15 protein-coding genes are annotated in these 17,999 nt (G+C 41.4%); 10 read left to right on the forward strand and 5 right to left on the reverse strand.

What is annotated here, in order from left to right; genetic code table 11:
* Positions 1 to 3,135: an efflux RND transporter permease subunit gene (locus AADY36_RS02640; RefSeq protein ID WP_342408462.1), complete on the forward strand. Its 3,135-nt coding sequence runs from the start codon at positions 1 to 3 to the stop codon at positions 3,133 to 3,135.
* On the forward strand, positions 3,128 to 4,525 hold the full coding sequence (locus tag AADY36_RS02645) for an efflux transporter outer membrane subunit (protein ID WP_342408463.1): 1,398 nt from the start codon (positions 3,128 to 3,130) through the stop codon (positions 4,523 to 4,525). The genes AADY36_RS02640 and AADY36_RS02645 overlap by 8 nt, the downstream gene beginning before the upstream one ends.
* A gap of 34 nt (positions 4,526 to 4,559) precedes the next feature.
* On the opposite strand, the gene AADY36_RS02650 is transcribed toward AADY36_RS02645, so the two are convergent.
* From AADY36_RS02650 to AADY36_RS02665, 4 genes are read right to left on the reverse strand one after another with little or no spacing between them, the layout of a single operon-like run.
* On the reverse strand, positions 4,560 to 5,048 hold the full coding sequence (locus AADY36_RS02650; RefSeq protein ID WP_054552700.1) for a DUF3299 domain-containing protein: 489 nt from the start codon (positions 5,046 to 5,048) through the stop codon (positions 4,560 to 4,562).
* An 8-nt stretch (positions 5,049 to 5,056) separates the two neighbouring features.
* Positions 5,057 to 6,361, reverse strand: a complete 1,305-nt coding sequence (locus AADY36_RS02655; protein WP_062566471.1) for an ABC transporter permease — start codon at positions 6,359 to 6,361, stop codon at positions 5,057 to 5,059.
* Complete coding sequence (locus tag AADY36_RS02660) at positions 6,348 to 7,046, reverse strand: ABC transporter ATP-binding protein (protein ID WP_239962064.1); 699 nt, start codon at positions 7,044 to 7,046, stop codon at positions 6,348 to 6,350. The genes AADY36_RS02655 and AADY36_RS02660 overlap by 14 nt, the downstream gene beginning before the upstream one ends.
* A 16-nt stretch (positions 7,047 to 7,062) precedes the next feature.
* The gene (locus tag AADY36_RS02665; RefSeq protein ID WP_342408464.1) at positions 7,063 to 8,136 is read right to left on the reverse strand and encodes a CDP-glycerol glycerophosphotransferase family protein; all 1,074 of its coding nucleotides are present in this window, start codon (positions 8,134 to 8,136) and stop codon (positions 7,063 to 7,065) included.
* A 217-nt stretch (positions 8,137 to 8,353) separates the two neighbouring features.
* Here AADY36_RS02665 and AADY36_RS02670 point away from each other — a divergent pair, with 217 nt between their 5' ends.
* From AADY36_RS02670 to AADY36_RS02705, 8 genes are all read left to right on the forward strand, one after another.
* The gene (locus tag AADY36_RS02670) at positions 8,354 to 9,460 is read left to right on the forward strand and encodes a phosphoribosylaminoimidazolesuccinocarboxamide synthase (protein ID WP_054561015.1); all 1,107 of its coding nucleotides are present in this window, start codon (positions 8,354 to 8,356) and stop codon (positions 9,458 to 9,460) included.
* Between the two features lie 167 nt (positions 9,461 to 9,627).
* A complete protein-coding gene (locus AADY36_RS02675) occupies positions 9,628 to 10,278 on the forward strand; it encodes a methylamine utilization protein (protein ID WP_287201304.1) in 651 nt (216 codons plus the stop codon).
* Positions 10,268 to 12,583: a bifunctional diguanylate cyclase/phosphodiesterase gene (locus AADY36_RS02680; protein ID WP_342408465.1), complete on the forward strand. Its 2,316-nt coding sequence runs from the start codon at positions 10,268 to 10,270 to the stop codon at positions 12,581 to 12,583. The genes AADY36_RS02675 and AADY36_RS02680 overlap by 11 nt, the downstream gene beginning before the upstream one ends.
* Positions 12,570 to 13,403, forward strand: coding sequence for a DUF3034 family protein (locus tag AADY36_RS02685; RefSeq protein WP_058585872.1), 834 nt, complete (start codon positions 12,570 to 12,572; stop codon positions 13,401 to 13,403). The genes AADY36_RS02680 and AADY36_RS02685 overlap by 14 nt, the downstream gene beginning before the upstream one ends.
* Complete coding sequence (locus tag AADY36_RS02690) at positions 13,403 to 13,822, forward strand: group I truncated hemoglobin (RefSeq protein ID WP_054561011.1); 420 nt, start codon at positions 13,403 to 13,405, stop codon at positions 13,820 to 13,822. The genes AADY36_RS02685 and AADY36_RS02690 overlap by 1 nt, the downstream gene beginning before the upstream one ends.
* A gap of 122 nt (positions 13,823 to 13,944) precedes the next feature.
* Entirely contained in the window at positions 13,945 to 15,009 is a 1,065-nt protein-coding gene (locus AADY36_RS02695) for a CDP-glycerol glycerophosphotransferase family protein (protein ID WP_342408466.1), read from the forward strand.
* A gap of 29 nt (positions 15,010 to 15,038) precedes the next feature.
* Positions 15,039 to 15,461 (forward strand): adenylyltransferase/cytidyltransferase family protein, encoded by a 423-nt coding sequence (locus tag AADY36_RS02700; RefSeq protein WP_239962073.1) that lies wholly within the window; start codon positions 15,039 to 15,041, stop codon positions 15,459 to 15,461.
* Entirely contained in the window at positions 15,461 to 16,300 is an 840-nt protein-coding gene (locus AADY36_RS02705) for a sulfurtransferase (RefSeq protein ID WP_342408467.1), read from the forward strand. Before AADY36_RS02700 ends, AADY36_RS02705 begins: the two co-directional genes overlap by 1 nt.
* Here AADY36_RS02705 and AADY36_RS02710 read toward each other — a convergent pair.
* Positions 16,275 to 17,813, reverse strand: coding sequence for a tetratricopeptide repeat-containing sulfotransferase family protein (locus AADY36_RS02710; protein WP_342408468.1), 1,539 nt, complete (start codon positions 17,811 to 17,813; stop codon positions 16,275 to 16,277). The two genes, AADY36_RS02705 and AADY36_RS02710, sit on opposite strands and share 26 nt — an antisense overlap.
* Positions 17,814 to 17,999: the final 186 nt, after the last annotated feature.

Genomic DNA, 17,999 nt, shown 5'->3' on the forward strand with positions numbered 1-17,999 from the left:
ATGTTTTCGCATTTTTTTATCAAGCGTCCAGTGTTTGCTATCGTTATTTCGTTAGTTATTTTACTCACAGGCTTGGTCTCGCTCTTTACCCTACCCATTGATCAATACCCAGATATTGCTCCGCCGTCGGTTAAAGTGTCTGCTTCATTCCCTGGCGCAACGGCTGAGACCGCATCTGAGTCGGTAGCCATTCCTCTTGAACAAGAATTAAATGGCACGCCGAATATGTTGTATATGGAGTCAAAGGCAACTAACTCTGGCAGTGTTGGGATCACACTCACCTTTGATGTTGGCACCGACCCAGATCTCGCCCTTGTCGATGTACAGAACACCGCAAGCCAAGCAGGCAGTAATTTACCTGTTGATGTGCAAACTGAAGGGGTGAATGTATCTAATGAAAGTTCCGTTGAGCTTTTAAAACTGGCACTGACCTCTGATGACCCACGCTATGACGAAATCTATTTGAGTAACTACGCTAGCATCAATGTAGAGGCGGCTTTAAAGCGTGTTCCGGGGGTTGGCAAAGTGCGAAACACCGGCTCGCGTTCATATGCTATGCGGGTCTGGTTAAAGCCTGATATTTTAGCGGGCTACGAGTTAACCGTGAATGATGTGACCGCAGCAATCAAAGCACAAAATAAAGAGGCCGCTGCTGGGGAGATCGGGGCTCAGCCAATGAGCGATGCAATTAAGCTTAACTTTCCGGTACGAGCACAAGGTCGGCTTAATAAGGTGGATGAGTTTAATAACATTATGCTGCGAGTGAATAGTGATGGCTCGATGATCCGTTTGCGAGATGTTGCAAGGGTTGAGTTGGCGTCGTCAGCGTACACTTTAAATTCAAAACTAAATGAACAGCCCGCCACTATTTTGCAGGTTTATATGTTACCAGGCTCTAATGCATTAGCGGTTACAGAGCGCGTTAAGGCTGAGATGGATCGCCTGAGCGCAGCTTTTCCGAAGGGTGTGAAATGGCAGTTATTTTATGATGCCTCTGAGTTCATCAAGCTGTCGATTAATGAGGTGATCAATACCCTTATTCAAGCGCTTATCTTAGTGATTTTAGTGGTGTATTTATTTTTGCAAAACTGGCGAACAACTTTAATACCCGCTTTAGCTGTGCCAGTGTCGATAGTGGGTACCTTTATCGCCTTGGCTGCATTTGGATTTACCATCAACAATGTCAGTTTATTGGCTATGGTATTGGCAATCGGCATCGTCGTTGATGATGCGATTGTTGTAGTCGAAAGTGTTGAGCGACTGATCAATGAGCAAAATATGGAGGTAGTTGCTGCTACTAAGCAAGCGATGACAGAGCTTTCTGGGGCCATAGTGGCAACCTCTTTAGTACTGGCAGCGGTGTTTGTGCCGGTGTCATTTTTAGCCGGTATTACGGGCATTATGTACCGAGAATTTGCGATTGCAATTACCGTTGCGGTACTCATTTCGACCCTAGTTGCGCTAACCTTGAGCCCTGCTTTATGTGCGATTTTCTTAAAACCTAGCGCCCCATCAAAGATTAAGATTTTTAATAAATTTAATAACTGGCTTGAAAGTGTTGGCGAAAAATACACTTGGCTTGTAAAGGCATGCTCTGAAAAAGCAAAACGTAGTTATATTGGCTTTTTTATAATGATAGGTGGCTGTTACTTTGTGTTTAGCCAATTACCAAGTAGCTTTATGCCGCAAGAAGATCAAGGACGCTTTTTTGTTGATATTACCTTGCCAGATGCGGCAACGGTCTCACGTACCAATGAGGTGATAAGTAAAGCTAACCAATTTGTTATGAGCCATGCTGGGGTGGCTTATTCATTCACGCTAGCGGGTGAAAACCGCCGTGCTGGTAGTGCGCAATCACATGGTCAAATGGAGGTGATTTTAAAGCCTTGGCAAGTGCGTGCAGAGCAAGGTTTTACGGTCACAAGTGTGATGAATGATATACGTAAGCAGCTCTACGCCATTCCCGATGCTGAATTTAATGTGTTTCAGCCATCGGCTGTGGCGGGGCTTGGTTCGGGCTCTGGTGTTGAGTTTGCGCTGCAAGAAAAAACAGGAGGCAACTTAACGAGTCTGGTTGAATCGCTCGAGGTACTGCTGGCAAATTTAAATAACCGCCCTGAAGTTGCTAAAGCAAGTAGCTCACTGCGTGGCTCAGTACCCCAGCTGTTTTTGGAATTAGATAGAGAAAAAGCTATGGCATTAGAGGTGCCGATTGCTGATGTTTACAGCACAATGAAAGTGCTTACTGGCTCATCAACAATTAATGACTTTAATTTATTTGGTCGCGTTTATCGGGTTAAAGTTCAGGCTGAAGATGAATTTAGGGCACGCCCTGAAAACCTCAACGAATTTTATGTGCGTTCAAAAAATGGCGCAATGGTGCCATCAAATGTGCTTGCTAAGCTAAATTTAACAACCGGTCCGTCTGCAATAAATCGCTTTAATATGTTTACCAGTGCCATGGTGAATGTATCGCCAGCTGAAGGCTATGCATCGGGTGATGTAATTAACGTAATTAAAGAAGAAATGGCAAAACTACCGCCTAACCTTGGCTATGAATGGACAGGATTAACCTATCAAGAAATTCGCTCATCGGGTCAGCTAAGTATCGCTATCAGCCTTGCTATTGTGTTTGTATTTTTATTTTTAGCGGCGCTCTATGAAAGTTGGAGCTTGCCGTTTGCTGTACTACTAATAAGCCCGATTGCTATGTTGGGAGCCTCTGTATTGACCTTAGTGACGGGGCATGAAAACAATTTATTCTTTCAAGTCGCCTTTATTGCCTTGATTGGCCTTGCGGCAAAGAACTCAATTTTGATTGTTGAGGTGGCAAATCAGCTTTATCAGGAGGGGATGGATGCCGCTGATGCAGCAATAGAAGCCGCCCGTTCTCGCTTTCGGCCTATATTAATGACTGCAGCCTCTTTTGTGCTTGGTGTATTGCCGTTAGTACTTGCTTCTGGTCCCGGAGCGGTTGGTCGGCAGTCGGTATCTATGCCTATTTTAGGAGGTATGTTACTGGCAAGCTCTATCGGCATAATTTTAGTACCGCTGTTTTTTATTACCGCTGCACGCTTTGTAAAAAAACAGCAAACACCGGCCTCTAAAGTAGTAGAGGAGCAAGTCGATGCATAAATTGTTACCAATGCTTTGTTTCGCCTGCATTCAAGGCTGTTCTGTAGGGCCTGATTTTGAAGCACCTGAGCATAGTGAAGTTGCTAATTTTATGGGCGCAACAGCAACGCCACAATCGGAGGCTTTAGCGGGCTGGAAGCAAATTTATAGCGACCCTCATTTGCAAAAGCTGATTAGCCAAGCGCTTCTTAACAACCAAGATATGTTAATTGCGCAATCTAAAATTATTGAAGCGCGAGCTCGGTATCGAATTACGGATGCCGCTTTATGGCCTGATGTGAAGGTAGGGCTTACTTCAGAGCGAGAAGAAGAGCTTAATAGCAGCCCAGAAAATACCTTTGATTTAAAAGGTTACTTAAGTTGGGAGCTAGATTTATTTGGTAGTAACCGACGCGCAAGCGAAGCCGCACTGGCAAATTATTATAGCCAAGAGCAAGCAAGAAACGCGTTGCAGCTCGCCTTGATTGCTGATGTTGCTCAGCAGTTTTTTGCCCTCAAAGAAGTTGAAGAGCAATTAAAAATTAGCCTGAGTACGATTAAGCTTCGCGAGAAGGAGCTTGAAATTGCGCGTATTCGTAAAAAAGGCGGTATTATTTCAGGGCTAGAACAGCGCCAAGCCGAGGTTGAATTAGAGTCAGCGAAAGTGAAGATCCCTCCTTTACAGCACAGTGAAAGGCGGATTATTAATCAGTTAAAGTTTTTGATTGGTGATGCCAATGCTGATGTGCAAGGGGGGAATGAGTTATCTGTGCAAACCCTTCCTAAGCAATTACCCACAGGACTACCTAGTGAACTGTTAAAGCGTAGACCAGATGTGCAGCAAGCAATGTATCAATGGCAAGCGGCCATGGCTGAAATTGGGGTCGCAAAAGCGGCCTTATTCCCAAAACTTAAGTTGTATGCCGAATATGGCAGTGAAAGTACTGATTTTAGTGATTTGCTCGCCAGTAATTCGCAGGTTTGGTTGCTGGGCTCAGAGCTTTTAATGCCAATATTTAATATGGGGCGCAATCAGGCAAATTTAACGGTGGCGGAACAACGAGCTTATCAGGCAAGTATTCAATATCAGAAAATAGTGTTGGTGGCACTGCAAGAAGTGAGCAATCAGCTTTCGAACTATCAGTCGGCAGAAAAAAGCTATGATGCGCAAAGAAGCTTGGTGCTCAGTAGCCAAGATTACTATCGCTTAGCACGCCTAAGATATAGCAATGGTGTTGCCAGCTCCCTTGATTTAATGGATGCACAGCGCCAGTTATTTTCGGCAGAAATTGCGTTATCGAAGGCAAAAAATGATCGTCTGCAAAGCCTAGCAACGCTTTATAAAGCCCTTGGTGGCGGGTGGTATGAATTAAGCGAACAGGAACTAGAAAAAGAAAAAGTGGTGGATTAATTTAAAGAGCATGCAAAAACATGCTCTTTAAAACTTATAACTCAAATGGTGCTACACCGACGGCTTTCATTTTATAGCCGACTTGGGCAATTTCACCAGACCAGGTTTCGGTGCTGATAACGCCTGTCACGACAATCGCATCGTAGAGGCTTTCGATTGGTACGCCGTCTTTAATCGTGACATGCACAATTTGATTTGGTGGCGGTGGTGGCACGTGGATACAGGCACCAAAATAAGGAACCAATAAAAACTCGGTGATCACTTCGCTGTCGCCTTCAAGGGGAACAACAAAACCAGGCAAACTCACTGATTGGCCATTAAGCTCTTTTACCACGGGTGCATCAAGGTCTGGTTGCACCCAGTTTTGCTCGCTACCTTCATGGTTTGCTTGCGCTTGGGTGTCGATTTGGACATGACCTTTTGGAATTAAATCTTCCCAGAAGATTTCTTTAGGTGCGCCAGCATTAGCTCCAGCACACACAACTAATGCGACTAAAGCGACGAATTTTCGAAAAAACGGCATAACATTCCTTAAATTTTAATACTCATACCATCAGCAAGAGAGTAGAAATACGCGCGAGTTGCGGGAATTAACCCAACAATAAAGCCTGCAACCATTATCGCAGCTAAAAGCATGAGTTCATAGGATGACAATAAGGCTATATTTAGGCTTATTCCGGCATGGCTTTGCAAGTAATCTGCGCCGAGTAGCATTAAAGCATAGAATAATGCGATACCAACAATGCAGCCAAGCCCTGTAATGAGTAATGATTCGACACTGATCAAGGTGAAAATATGCCAAGGTCTTGCGCCAACAGAGCGCAAAATTGCAAGTTCTCTGCGGCGTTGATTGAGGCTTGAAAGCAGGCTCGTTAACATGCCAAGCAAACTGATCAGCACCACGACGATAGAAAATAATAGCAATATTTTTTCAACGATAGAGAGCATTTCCCATAGTTCACGCAAAGTAACACCCGGCATGATGGCAAGCAGTGCCTCATCTTTGTATTGGTTGATATTACGACGTACTTGTAAGGTATAAAGAGGTGAATCGAAACCAAGTAAAAAAGCGGTTATTTGTTTTGGTGTGCCAACTAAATCAACATCATCATGCTGGTCGTGGTCGTGGTCGTGGTCGTGGTCGTGGTCGTGGTCGTGGTCATTTGCATCAGCCTGAGCGGCTTCATGCTGATGAGCATGACCACCATGAATCGCTTCAATTGCTGCAAGTGGAATATGCAGGGTTTTATCAACAGGCGTGCCCGTTGGATTTAAAATACCGACCACTTTAAATGGGTTATCGTCATGATTATGAAAGCTGGTATTGCCCATGCCGTGCGCAATCACTACTTCGTCACCAAGCTGATAGCCAAGGGTATTGGCAACCTCAGCACCTAATACAACCTCAAATAAGTGATTAAACTCATGACCTTGTGAAAAGCTCAACGACTGCTTTTTAGCAAAGCGATAGTGCTCAAAATAGTCTTTATTTGTACCAAGTACAGCTAAACCTTTATGGCTGTCGCCAAGTGACATAGGAATAGCCCATTTCACACCCCGTTGCCCTGAGATGTATTGGTAACTTTTCCAACTCACGCCATTATTAGCATGACCAATGCGAAATACCGAAGACAGCAGCAACTGGATATCACCGGTACGCGCACCGACAATTAAATCAGTGCCAGAAATTGTATTGCTAAAGCTACTTTTAGCATCAACTCGAACCCGCTCAATCGACATCAATAACATTACGCTGATAGCAATTGTAAATAGGGTGAGTAGGGCGCTGGCCTTTCGGTTTAATAAACTTTTTGTGGCGAGTTTAATGAGTAGCATCTGTGCCTCCTTGTAACTCAACAAGGCTGATACTGCGGGTAAATAGCGTTTGTAATGTTTCATCATGGCTAACAAAAATTAGCGTGCTATTTGCTGCGCTTGCCTGCTCAAATAACAATTTTACGAATGCTTGGCGATTTTGTGTGTCGAGTGCTGAGGTAGGTTCATCTGCAATAATAATTTCAGGGCTGCCAATAAAGGCTCGCGCTGCGGCAACTCTTTGTTGCTGGCCAATACTCAGCTGTGCAACTGCTTGATGCTGCAAGTTATCATTTAGCCCTAAAGCGCTCAGTAAGCGGCTTGCTTCAGCGGCTATTGTTGCACTATTTTTTAATGCGTTTTTTTGCCTTTGCTTTGAAAATTGGCAACCTAAAGTCACATTTTCAATAGGCGATAAATAAGGTAGTAAATTAAAGTTTTGAAAAATATAGCCAATATGGTCGGCACGAAAACGGTCCCTTTTACTATTACTAAGTTGGTTAATCGCTTTACCAAGCAGCTCGATATTGCCCTGTGTTGGCACTGTGACGCCAGCAAGCAATGATAATAACGTTGATTTACCACAACCACTCGGACCGTGAAGAAAAACATGTTCGCCTTGATCAATATCTAGCTTAGTAATATTGATCGTCGGCTTGGGTTGTTTTGCGTGCCATTTAAAAAGCACATTTTCAAGCGTGATCATAACGACCTATGAATTGTTACCATCGCCAGTAATTTAATTTTCTACGCATTTTAAAATTACGAATAAAATTACGTGGTTTCGGCTTAAGTGCAGGATTGCTCAATAGTAATTCATTGCTAGCAGCAAGTACACGTTGACTCGATAAGCCGTCTTGATATGGATGCAGTTGCTGGCAGAAGTGCTCAATTTTCGCCATTAATTCAGCAGGCTGTGTGAAGGCATAATCAATCGCTTCAGTTAGTTTATTGACATCTGTAATATCAATAAGATGTTCGCCAGGTGCTTGATTGCAGAAAGTTACGACAGGCTTTCTTTGTAAGATAAACATAAGCAAAATAGATGAGGTATCACACAGCATAACATCAGCAGCTTGTAAGAGTGGTAATACATTATCTGTCTCGACAAAGGTTAGGTTTTCGTTTTGTAGAGCCTTGTATTGTTCAACAAGCTCGCTTGGCATTTTCGGGTGAAATTGCACCAAAATTCGCCACTTTCCTTGCTCACTGTATGCTTTTATTTGTTCGTATAATTTAGGTGCAAGAGAAAGGTTTCTAGAAAAAGTTGAACAAATTAAAAGAGTTTGCCTTTTATCGCCTTCATCTACGTATGGATTGTTTTCTATTTTTGAAAATAATGGATCTAGAGTAGGCCAACCTGTTTCTTTAGTTAAAAAGAAACCATGCTTTTTAGCTAGTTTCTCAAACTTAGAAGTTGTATTAGGGCCTTGGGTACAATACAGGTCAAAGCAGCCTCGGATGTTAAAATGATCTTCGTATCCTTTTCGATTTAGTTTTCCAGAATTAAAGCCGTGAAAAACAGCTACTTTTTTTCCTGGGATAAAGTTTGGAATTACATTCCCAGGAATGTATGAAATGTCTGGTTGCCACTGGATTACATCATCTATAGTTTCTAAACACGATTCATCTGAACGAAGGAAGTTCTGATTAACTTCATCACCATAGAAAAACCATTTAACTTCACCACCACGAGCTAAAACCTCCCGTTGCAATGGGCGTAAGATCGCGTACGAATAGTTCTGCGAAATAAACATTAAATATTTTTTTTCTGCGGTAGCTGCTAAGTAATCCAAGAAAACCTCCTATTTCGAGGGCACTAGTATAGCGAAATAATGTTTATGACAGCAAAATTACTGAAAGTTTAAATTTTTATGGTTTTTATTACATCCGCAGGCTGCTGATGATAGTGCAATGATTGAGCTTTCAAAGCGTCTAGATTATTATAGGCGGCCATAACCCCAATCCCATACATGTGCTCACAAGAGCATGCCAAATACTATCGGAGATAGCATGACTAGCTATAAAGTTTTAGACGTAAACGATGATTTACCGATCCGTACTAAAGGTGCGGTACACAGTGGTAAAGTGCGTTCAGTTTATTGGTTAACTGATGAAGACAGCGCTCGTTTAATTAATGACAAAGGTTATCAAGTTCCAAAAGGAACTGAGCTAGCTATTATGGTTATTTCTGACCGTATTTCTGCGTTTGATTGTATTTGGCAAGGTGAAAACGGTTTAAATGGTGTTCCTGGTAAAGGCATCGCGCTAAACTCTGTGGCATCTCATTGGTTTAAGTTATTTGATAAAGCAGGCCTTGCTGGTAACCATATTGTTGATATTCCACACCCTTATGTATGGATTGTGCGTAAAGCAAGTACTGTAAAAGTTGAAGCCATTGCTCGCCAGTATATTACTGGCAGTATGTGGCGTGATTATGCGAAAGGCACGCGTAATTTCTGTGGTATTGATTTACCAGAGGGACTAGCTGCGAACCAAAAGCTAGATGAAGTTTTAATTACGCCATCAACGAAAGGCATTATCACAGGTGTTACTGACATTCCTGAAGTAGATGATGTGAACATTACTCGTGAAAACATCACTAATAACCTATCTGTTTTTAACTTCAAGTCTGAAGACGATGTGGCTAAATATGAGCAACTACTTGTTGAAGGCTTTAAGCTGATCAGTGATGAACTAGCGCAGCTTGACCAAATCTTTGTCGATACTAAATTTGAATTTGGTTATGTTGAAGACATTGATGGTTCAGATAAGCTTATCTACATTGATGAAGTAGGCACGCCTGATTCATCACGTATCTGGGATGGCCCAGCTTACCGTGATGGTAAAATCATTGAAAACTCAAAAGAGGGTTTCCGCCAGTTATTAATTAATAACGTGCCAGACAGCGATGTGTTATTAAATAAAGACCGCATGGACGAGCGTGAGCAGCTTGCTAAAGACTACACCTTGCCAGAATCAGTGATGCTTGAAGTGTCTGATACTTACGTTGGCATTGCGAGTAAAATCATTGGTCAAGAAATTACTATTCCAAGCGACCCACGTAGTGAAGTAATCGCTATTTTAGATAAAGAATACGGCTTAATTAAGCACAATTAATTGCTATTTTTTTAACTTAGATATGCTCTAAGTCAATATTATTAAAGCCAAGTTGGTTTTCTACTAAAACTGCTTGGCTTTTTTCTTGCTTTTCATACCCTCTCTCATTAACTTAAGCTAAGATTAATCTATACTTATTAGCAAACTAGGCTAAGCAAGGTTCAATTATGACGTTTTTTGCGCACTGTGCTCGCACGGTATGTTCTTTTGTAGTTCTGTGCTGTGCAGCAACTGCATTCGCTGCTGATATTTCATTTACCGTTCGTGATCAATTTGGTAAGCCTTTGGCTGATGCTGTCATCGAATTAGAAAATAATGCGAACTTACCGAGCACGCAATTACCCGTTGCTGTGATGGATCAGGTAAATAAGCAGTTTTCACCTAATGTATTGGTGATACAGCAAGGGCAGTCTGTTGATTTTCCTAATAGCGATAATATTCGCCATCATGTTTATTCTTTTTCAAGTGCTAAACCTTTTAATATTAAGCTTTACGCTGACCGTCCAGAAAAACCTGAGTTGTTTGATAACAGCGGGGTTGTAGTCTTAGGCTGTAATATTCACGACTCTATGGTGGGTTATATCTATGTCGCAAATAGCGCTAATACACTAAAAACAGCAGAGGATGGTAAAGTACAATTAAAAGGGATTACTGTTCCAACCAGTATAACGATTTGGCACCCAAACCAAGCAAGTGAAATCAATAAAAAATTATCAGTCACTGTAACTGAGCAAGTCGCTGATATTACAATTAATACGAATGAACCTGCACCGCGTAATACGTTTGGTGAGATGTTTAAGGCAGATAATGATTCATAGTTTAAGAGGGCGGATCATAGCCTTATGCGTAAGCCTGGTTTTATTAACTAGTTTAGTCAGTTTAGCGAGCTCTTGGTGGTCGACAAATCGCTTTAATGATCAAAAGTTGCGTGAAGATATTAATGTCGCTGAAAATGTTTTTAAGCAATATTTAAGCGCTAAAGAGAGCCTGCTATTAACTGCTGCAAAGGTGCTGACCGCAGATTTTGGCTTTAAACAAGCGGTCGCAACTCAAGACGCCGATACCATTAGTAGTGTATTGAATAACCACAGTCGTCGAATAAATGCTGATTTGATGTTGCTTGTGGATTTATCAGGGCAATTGGTCTCAGCAAATACTGAATTTAATCATAGGCCAGATGAGTTTTCTGCATTGATGAATGAATTACTCATTGATGCTGAGCAATCAAATTTCATTGTACTTGATCAAACCCTTTACCAAGTTATTTTACTGCCAGTACGTGCGCCGCGAACTGTTGCCTACAGTTTAGTGGGGTTCGAGATTAACGATCTGGTTGCTGCAGAGCTTAAAAACCTCACCACAATGGATGTGAGTTTTATTGGTGAAGATGATGGTGTGGTAGAGACATCGCTGCCCAAGCAACCACAAAGCACCTCTGTATTAGCGCATTTTAATAACGAGACAACGCAGCGCATATTTGGTGAAAAGCCGGTCTATAGAAACCGCCTGGTTGAACTTCCATCTTTGCCCGGACACCTAGTTTCTGTGCTATTAAGTGCTGATTTAACCCAGAGTTATCGTGAGTTTGAACAGCTGTTTTTCACCATTATTGTGCTTGCTGCTATTACGGTTGTGATAGGCGTATTGACCAGTGGAATCTTAGCTAAAAATCTCACAACACCGCTTTCAAAGCTTACTTTACTTGCGCAGCAATTTGCCCGTGGCAACTATAAAGCTGAATTTGTAGGTAAAAAGCAAAGTAGTGAAATCACCACCTTAATTGATGCCTTTAACAACATGGGTAACGACATTAAAGAGCGTGAACAGCAAATAAGTTTTCAAGCTAGCCATGATTCATTAACTGGCTTTTATACCCGTTCTGCTATGTTAGAAAACATGGAAAACTTGTTTGCCGAAGGGGCTGAGTACACACTGGTTGCTATAGATATCCGCGGCCTTCGTCATATCAATGATAAATTAGGCCCGCGTATTGGTGATGATTGTCTTAAAGCGGTTGCTGAGCGGATTGGTGAATACTCAGCTCATCATAATGGTGTTAATGCTCGGATTGGCGGTGACGAATTTTTAACTTTATTGCCAGCCGATGAAACGAAACAATTTAAAGATGCGGTAATGAAGTTAGTTGCTCAGTTACAGGCTGGCTACTTAATTCAAGGCTTAAACATTACGTTACGCTTTAGTGTTGGGGTGGTGCATTGCCTTTCGCAAAATGTCAGCCCTGAGGATTTAATGCGTCGCTCGTTAATTGCTGTTGATACCGCATCTTGCGAGCATAAAACTATTCATTATTATCAAGAAGGTGAAGACGAAGAACATCTTGAGCGCCTAGCAATAATTGATGAACTTAAGCAAGCCCTTGTTGATGATGACGGTCAGCTGTTCATGACCTATCAGCCAAAACTAAATATTAAAACTAATAGCATTGATAAAGTTGAGTCGTTAATCCGCTGGCAGCGCAAAGACGGTCAGTGGGTTTCACCAGAACTGTTTATTGATTTAGCAGAGCAATCGGGGGTGATTGTTGAGTTAACTTCTTGGGTTGTTAAAACCGTAGTGTCGCAAGTTGCAGCATGGCAACAGCAAGGTATTACTATGCAGGCTGCAATTAATGTTTCTGCGCAAGATATTGCATACCCAAGCTTTTACTCACACCTTGCTAAACAGTTAGAAAAACATGCTGTTAATGGGCGCTTGATCACAATTGAGCTTACAGAACGCGATATGATTGAGAACGAAGAGCAAGGTATTAAGGCGCTAGAAAACCTCAAAACCTTGGGGGTTAAAATCTCGTTGGATGACTATGGTGTAGGGCAAACATCGCTTGGGCGCTTAAAGTCATTACCGATTGATGAGCTAAAACTTGATAAGTGTTTTATTTTGCAATTAGATCAGTCTCGTCAAGATCAATACATAGTGCAATCTACGGTTACTCTAGGTCATCAGCTGGGCTTTTCGGTTGTTGCTGAAGGGGTTGAGAACAAAGATTCACTGGATATTTTAGTGCAAAATAAATGCGATTATGCACAAGGGTATTATTTAAGTAGGCCACTAAAATCAGAGCAGTTTTTGCAGTGGTTAGAGGTGTACAATGAAGCGTCTTAATTGGTTGTTTTGTCTGGCTTGCCTCGGTTTTGCAAGTTCAGGATTAGCTGCATCGGGTAAATTACTAGCAACGCCTGGTGTCTCACAAGTTGAAGGTAGTGCGGGTGGTGGTATTGTCCCTTGGGCGCAACTTGCAGGCTATGCAAGTGATGATGAAATAGCAATAAATGGTTTTTGCAGCCGTGCAGACGTGAGTGATTACCGCTTAGATGTTTGTGGCGCGCAGCTAAATATTTATGATCGCGTTGAATTTAGTTACGCAGAGCAACGCTTCGAAGTTCCGGCATTAAATACCGATATTGAGCAATCAATTACAGGAGCGAAAGTGCGCTTATACGGCGATATCGTTTACAGTAAATGGCCGCAGCTGAGCTTGGGTGTGCAACATAAATCACTGGATGACGGCAGTATCGCAAACCTACTCGGTGCCAAAGACACTAGCGGTACCGACGTATATCTTGCTGCTAGTAAACTACATTTGGGCGCGCTTGCTGGGTATAACTGGTTTTGGAACACCACCTTTCGTTATAGCGATGCTAATCAGCTTGGCTTGTTAGGCTTTGGCGGCCCTGATAGCGATAAAGAATTGTTATTTGAAGCATCGACAGCTGTGTTTTTAACCCACCAAATAGCCGTTGGTGTTGAGTATCGTGAAAAGTCCAATAACCTAGGCTTAGGGGAGCAAGATTGGCAGGATGTGTTTGTTGCTTGGTTTCCTAATAAGTATGTTAGCGTGACTGCTGCTTGGTTAGACTTAGGAAGTATTGCTGGGGCTAAGGATCAAACAGGTTGGTATCTTTCTGTAACAGGGTATTGGTAATGATGAAAACACTTTTTACATTTGTATTTGCCGTTATGTTAGTTGGTTGTGCAAGTAGCAACAATAGCACCTTGTATCAGCAAATTAATGGCGAACAAGGAGTTGAAAAACTGGTTGATAGTTTTATCAATCAAATAGGCCGTGACGAACAAATTTTAGCTTATTTTAAACAAACGAATGTCGCCCATTTTCGACAAGGCTTTATTACTCATTTGTGTAGCGTCACAGACGGTCCTTGTGAATATAAAGGCGATAATATGGTTGATATCCACACCGGAATGAATATCCCTGAAAAAGACTTTAACCGTGTGGTAGAGCTTTTGATTAATGCTATGGACGAACAACAGATCCCGCAAACGGTACAAAATCAAATCCTTAGCCGCCTAGCCCCCCTTCGCCCTGAGGTAATTGATATTTAGCTAGAACAAACTTGGAATGTAAGCTGAAAGAATAAAGTAATTTATGTACAATAGCTTTATTAAAAGTTTTTTGTTCTATTACTGTCATCTCACAAAAAAATAATAAAGATTGTTTAGCTTTTATGAATATAATTTTCGATACTCAAAGTCTCTACTACTTACCGCAATATATTCCGGTATATAAAAAACTACTTACCAAAGATATAGCTAGTAGGTTTGTTTTTTATCGCAATAGCCATGAACAAACAATCCAGCAAATCATAGATGACAATGAACTTGAGCATATTTGGGTTGATAATCAAAAGCAAGCTATTGAATATTACGAAAATGAGCGAGCAGATTGGGTGTTTTTTGCAAACTCATTCGAGTTTTTAGACCGTTTACACAAAGTGTCTAAAAGCGCTCAGTTAGGGCATGGCATTGGGCCTAAATCTAGTTATTACACCAAATCATCACAAGCCATGACGGTCAGGTTTGTTGAGGGGCAATATCGCCTTAAGCGTTTACAAAATATGTATCCAGATGATTGTTTTGTTGATGTGGGTTTTTGTAAACTTGACGATATTTTTAATCAAGTGCCTCTTGATGGTGCTTTAGATTTAACGAAATTTGATAAAAGTAAAAAGACTATTCTCTATGCTCCTACATTCTACCCAAGTAGTATCGAACGCTTTCCAAAAAACTGGCCAGAGCAATTTTCTGAATTTAACATTCTGATCAAACCTCACTATTTCTCAATATGTAAAAGCCGCTATCAAAAGCAACGTGATTTATTAGAGCATTGGTCAAACTACGATAATGTTTATCTTGCTCGGGTTGAGGACTATTCACTATTACCATTTTTAGATCAGGCTGACTTACTTATAAGTGATGCATCTTCCGCTCTTTTTGAATTTGCTTTACTTAATAAACCTGTAATTTGGTGCGATTTCTTGAAGTTGCGTTGGAGCTACAGAGGTATCTTCTCTTATCGTTTTAAACGTCGTATGGATCAAGACTACGGTGAATATGCCAATATTGCTGTACATGCAAAAAATTACAAAGACTTACACAAACTTGTTATCGAGCAACTTGAAAACCCTGAGTCTTTGGCTGAGAAAAGGCTTGAATTAGCTGAAAAGCTAGCAGGTAAACTTGATGGCAAAGCAAGTGAACGAATCGTCAATTACTTAGTCGAAAATAATTAAGTTATTAAGAGTACACACTGGAAAAATTAATGAAGAAGATAGGTTACACGACAGGTGTTTTTGATTTATTTCATATAGGTCATTTAAACATTTTAAAACGAGCAAAATTAGAATGTGATTACTTAATTGTTGGTGTAACTACCGATGAACTTTGTCGTAATGTAAAAAATAAAGAGCCCGTCATTCCTTTTCAAGAGCGAATGGAAATTGTTGAAGCAGTTAAATTTGTGGATGAAGTTGTCCCACAGGTTAATTACGACAAAGAAGAAGCTTGGAATAATTTGAAATTTGATAAAATGTTTGTAGGTGATGATTGGAAAGGAACTGAAAAGTGGAACAAAATAGAAGCTGATTTTGCAAAACTTAATGTTGAAATTTGCTACTTTTCTTACACATCTCATACATCAAGCACAAAGCTGCGTGAAGTGCTTGATAAAATAAGTAAAAACTAATGAAGAATATCGTCTCGCCAGAATGGCTTAACGAGCATTTAAACCTGGATAACTTGGTTATCTTTGATGCAGGAATGGTACGTCCTGGTTTACCGGGTGAGTATGCGCCTAAGGCGATGCTTCCTAATGCACAGCGTTTTGATTTTAAAAAGGCGCTAGCAGATAACAGTAATCCTGTACCAAGCATGATGTGCAATAGCGAGCAGTTTGAAGAGCATATGCAACTTGCTGGTGTTAACCAAGACTCTCTGATTGTGATTTATGAAGACCAAGGCTTATTCAGTTCAGCACGTGCGTGGTGGATGTTTAAAGCAATGGGCTTTGATAATGTAAAAGTGTTAAGTGGCGGTTTGGCTAAGTGGCAAGCACTTGGCTTTGCAACACATACAAGCTATTCAGCCGTTACTGGCCAAGGCAACTTTGTTGCCAGCCCGCGTGCTGATTACTTTATCAGTGCTGAGCAAGTACTTAACTCACTTGATGATCAAAGCACATTAACACTCGATGCTCGCCCTTATGAGCGCTTTACCGGTGAACACGAAGAGCCGCGTGAAGGTATGCGCAGTGGTCATATTCCAAATAGTCGTAGTTTATCACTTGCAACAGTGCTAAATAACGGTGAGCTTAAACCGCTCAACGAGTTACAGGCATTATTTGAACAACACATAGCGCCGCATCACACCCAGTTGCAGTTTAGCTGTGGTTCAGGTGTAACCGCTTGTGCAATTGCATTGTGTGCCGATGAATGCGGTTACGCTAACTTACGTGTTTACGATGGCTCATGGAGTGAGTGGGGCGCTCGTCACGACCTACCTATTGAAACAGGCCCGCATCAATAAAATCGGCGTAATTTTGCCAGCTGTCGATACTCTTTTTATTCAGTGGCTGGCGGATTTGCTTTTTACTCGCCGTGGCTGATGCTGCATTGCTTTTATAAAAAGTCAGGCAGTTTTCCTGCCAGCTTAAATCACAAAACGCATAGAGCTTTTGCGTTTGTTGGGTAGGCTCTGCTACTAATTGCTCATAGCTTTGCAAAAAAACATTTTCAGGATACTTGTTGGCAAAATGACTGACTAAGGCCGAGTAATCTTGATGGAACGAGGCAATATCTTCAAGTGTAAAACTGTAGTGATGAAACACACTTTGCGGGCTATACATCTGCCTAAAATTGGCAATGCTGCAATCTTGCCAGCCCCGCTGCATACAAACGATTTTCGCATTAGGAAAAGCCGCTAAAATAAAATCAATATAGTAAAAGTTAAATGGCTGTTTATCACAACTTCTTAGGCCGTCACTTAGCAGCTCGGCTCTTTGTTGATAGTTAGCCAGTGCTGTTTTTATTGCCTCAGATTCATATGCCTTATCGAGCATTTCGCTGTCTATTACACGAGCTGATTGCGTGGCGTCTTGTATGAGTTGCGCAATATCATTTAACTCCCCAACCCCTTGCAGTTGTGTACTTTGATTAAGGATTTTTTCAACTAAGGTTGTGCCAGAGCGGGGCATGCCAACAACAAAAACGGGTGAGAACTCAGAGTCACTACTAGCTGGTGCTTGCTGTTTGCTTTGAGTAATGAGCTTTTGACAAAAGTGGTGGTGTTGGCTTGCTTGATAGTTAAGTTTACCGGCTATCGCTTGCTTACTTAGTGCAAAGTATTTAAATGCATTTTTGTAGTCATTAAGGTGCTCATAATTAAGGGCAAGACTATGAAAATACACTTGCTGTTCAACAATGCTTTTTTCTTTATCCGCCAAGGCTTGTAGTTTTTGTATATGTTGCTTGGCATCTACTTTCGTATTGAGTTCAGCCTGCGAATAGTGGGCTTGATAAAAGCTAGGTTGCTTTGTGGTTAGTTGCTGTAATAAGCTTTTAGCTTCATCGAACAGTCCGTGAATTTTATAACACACCGCCAAATTATAGCTAATTTGTGGGTTATCTTTATTGCGCTGGTAGGCTGCTTGTTGGAAGCTAAGAGCGTCGTCATAATGCCCTAAACGGGTCGCAATGTTGGCTAATGTATCAAAGTCTGCGCCACTAAAGCCAGCTGTTTGTAGTGCGCTTTGATAATGCACAGCTGCATTACTTACTTTGCCTAACAGTACGTATAACTTGGCAAGTGCTAAATGATAAACAGCAAAAGGGGCTAGGCTTAGCGCTTTTTCAAGGAGCTTAATAGCTTTGGTGATATCGCCAGCTGCGGTGTTGACTTCGCTAAGTAAAAAGTAACAAACGTGGTCTTCAGGATTTTGTTTTAGGCGCTGCACAAGTAGGTGATGTGCATCGTTTAGTTGTTTATTTGCTAACAACTGTTGTATATGAGCGCGAAGCGCTTGTTGGGTATCATTTAGCATAAGCGCATAGTATATCAATTCACCAGAAACTTAATTTTATACCAATCCGCAATAATACTTAATCATTTTGAGGGATTAAACCTGTCGCTAGCTGCGTTAAAAATTTCTGATTTACGACTGCATGGATGCAGAAGGTAGAGCAATGCAGGAGCAATTGCCGAGAACAACTAAATAACGAAATTTTTG

The organism is Pseudoalteromonas sp. D15MCD-2, from assembly GCF_038562745.1.
Classification (GTDB): Bacteria; Pseudomonadota; Gammaproteobacteria; order Enterobacterales; family Alteromonadaceae; genus Pseudoalteromonas.

Excerpts from the sequence above, each read along its gene's own strand:
- AADY36_RS02640 (WP_342408462.1), top strand. The coding sequence starts at position 1 with ATGTTTTCGCATTTTTTTATCAAGCGTCCAGTGTTTGCTATCGTTATT.
- AADY36_RS02645 (WP_342408463.1), top strand. The coding sequence starts at position 3,128 with ATGCATAAATTGTTACCAATGCTTTGTTTCGCCTGCATTCAAGGCTGT.
- AADY36_RS02650 (WP_054552700.1), bottom strand. The coding sequence starts at position 5,048 with ATGCCGTTTTTTCGAAAATTCGTCGCTTTAGTCGCATTAGTTGTGTGT.
- AADY36_RS02655 (WP_062566471.1), bottom strand. The coding sequence starts at position 6,361 with ATGCTACTCATTAAACTCGCCACAAAAAGTTTATTAAACCGAAAGGCC.
- AADY36_RS02660 (WP_239962064.1), bottom strand. The coding sequence starts at position 7,046 with ATGATCACGCTTGAAAATGTGCTTTTTAAATGGCACGCAAAACAACCC.
- AADY36_RS02670 (WP_054561015.1), top strand. The coding sequence starts at position 8,354 with ATGACTAGCTATAAAGTTTTAGACGTAAACGATGATTTACCGATCCGT.
- AADY36_RS02675 (WP_287201304.1), top strand. The coding sequence starts at position 9,628 with ATGACGTTTTTTGCGCACTGTGCTCGCACGGTATGTTCTTTTGTAGTT.
- AADY36_RS02680 (WP_342408465.1), top strand. The coding sequence starts at position 10,268 with ATGATTCATAGTTTAAGAGGGCGGATCATAGCCTTATGCGTAAGCCTG.
- AADY36_RS02685 (WP_058585872.1), top strand. The coding sequence starts at position 12,570 with ATGAAGCGTCTTAATTGGTTGTTTTGTCTGGCTTGCCTCGGTTTTGCA.
- AADY36_RS02690 (WP_054561011.1), top strand. The coding sequence starts at position 13,403 with ATGATGAAAACACTTTTTACATTTGTATTTGCCGTTATGTTAGTTGGT.
- AADY36_RS02695 (WP_342408466.1), top strand. The coding sequence starts at position 13,945 with ATGAATATAATTTTCGATACTCAAAGTCTCTACTACTTACCGCAATAT.
- AADY36_RS02700 (WP_239962073.1), top strand. The coding sequence starts at position 15,039 with ATGAAGAAGATAGGTTACACGACAGGTGTTTTTGATTTATTTCATATA.
- AADY36_RS02705 (WP_342408467.1), top strand. The coding sequence starts at position 15,461 with ATGAAGAATATCGTCTCGCCAGAATGGCTTAACGAGCATTTAAACCTG.
- AADY36_RS02710 (WP_342408468.1), bottom strand. The coding sequence starts at position 17,813 with ATGCTAAATGATACCCAACAAGCGCTTCGCGCTCATATACAACAGTTG.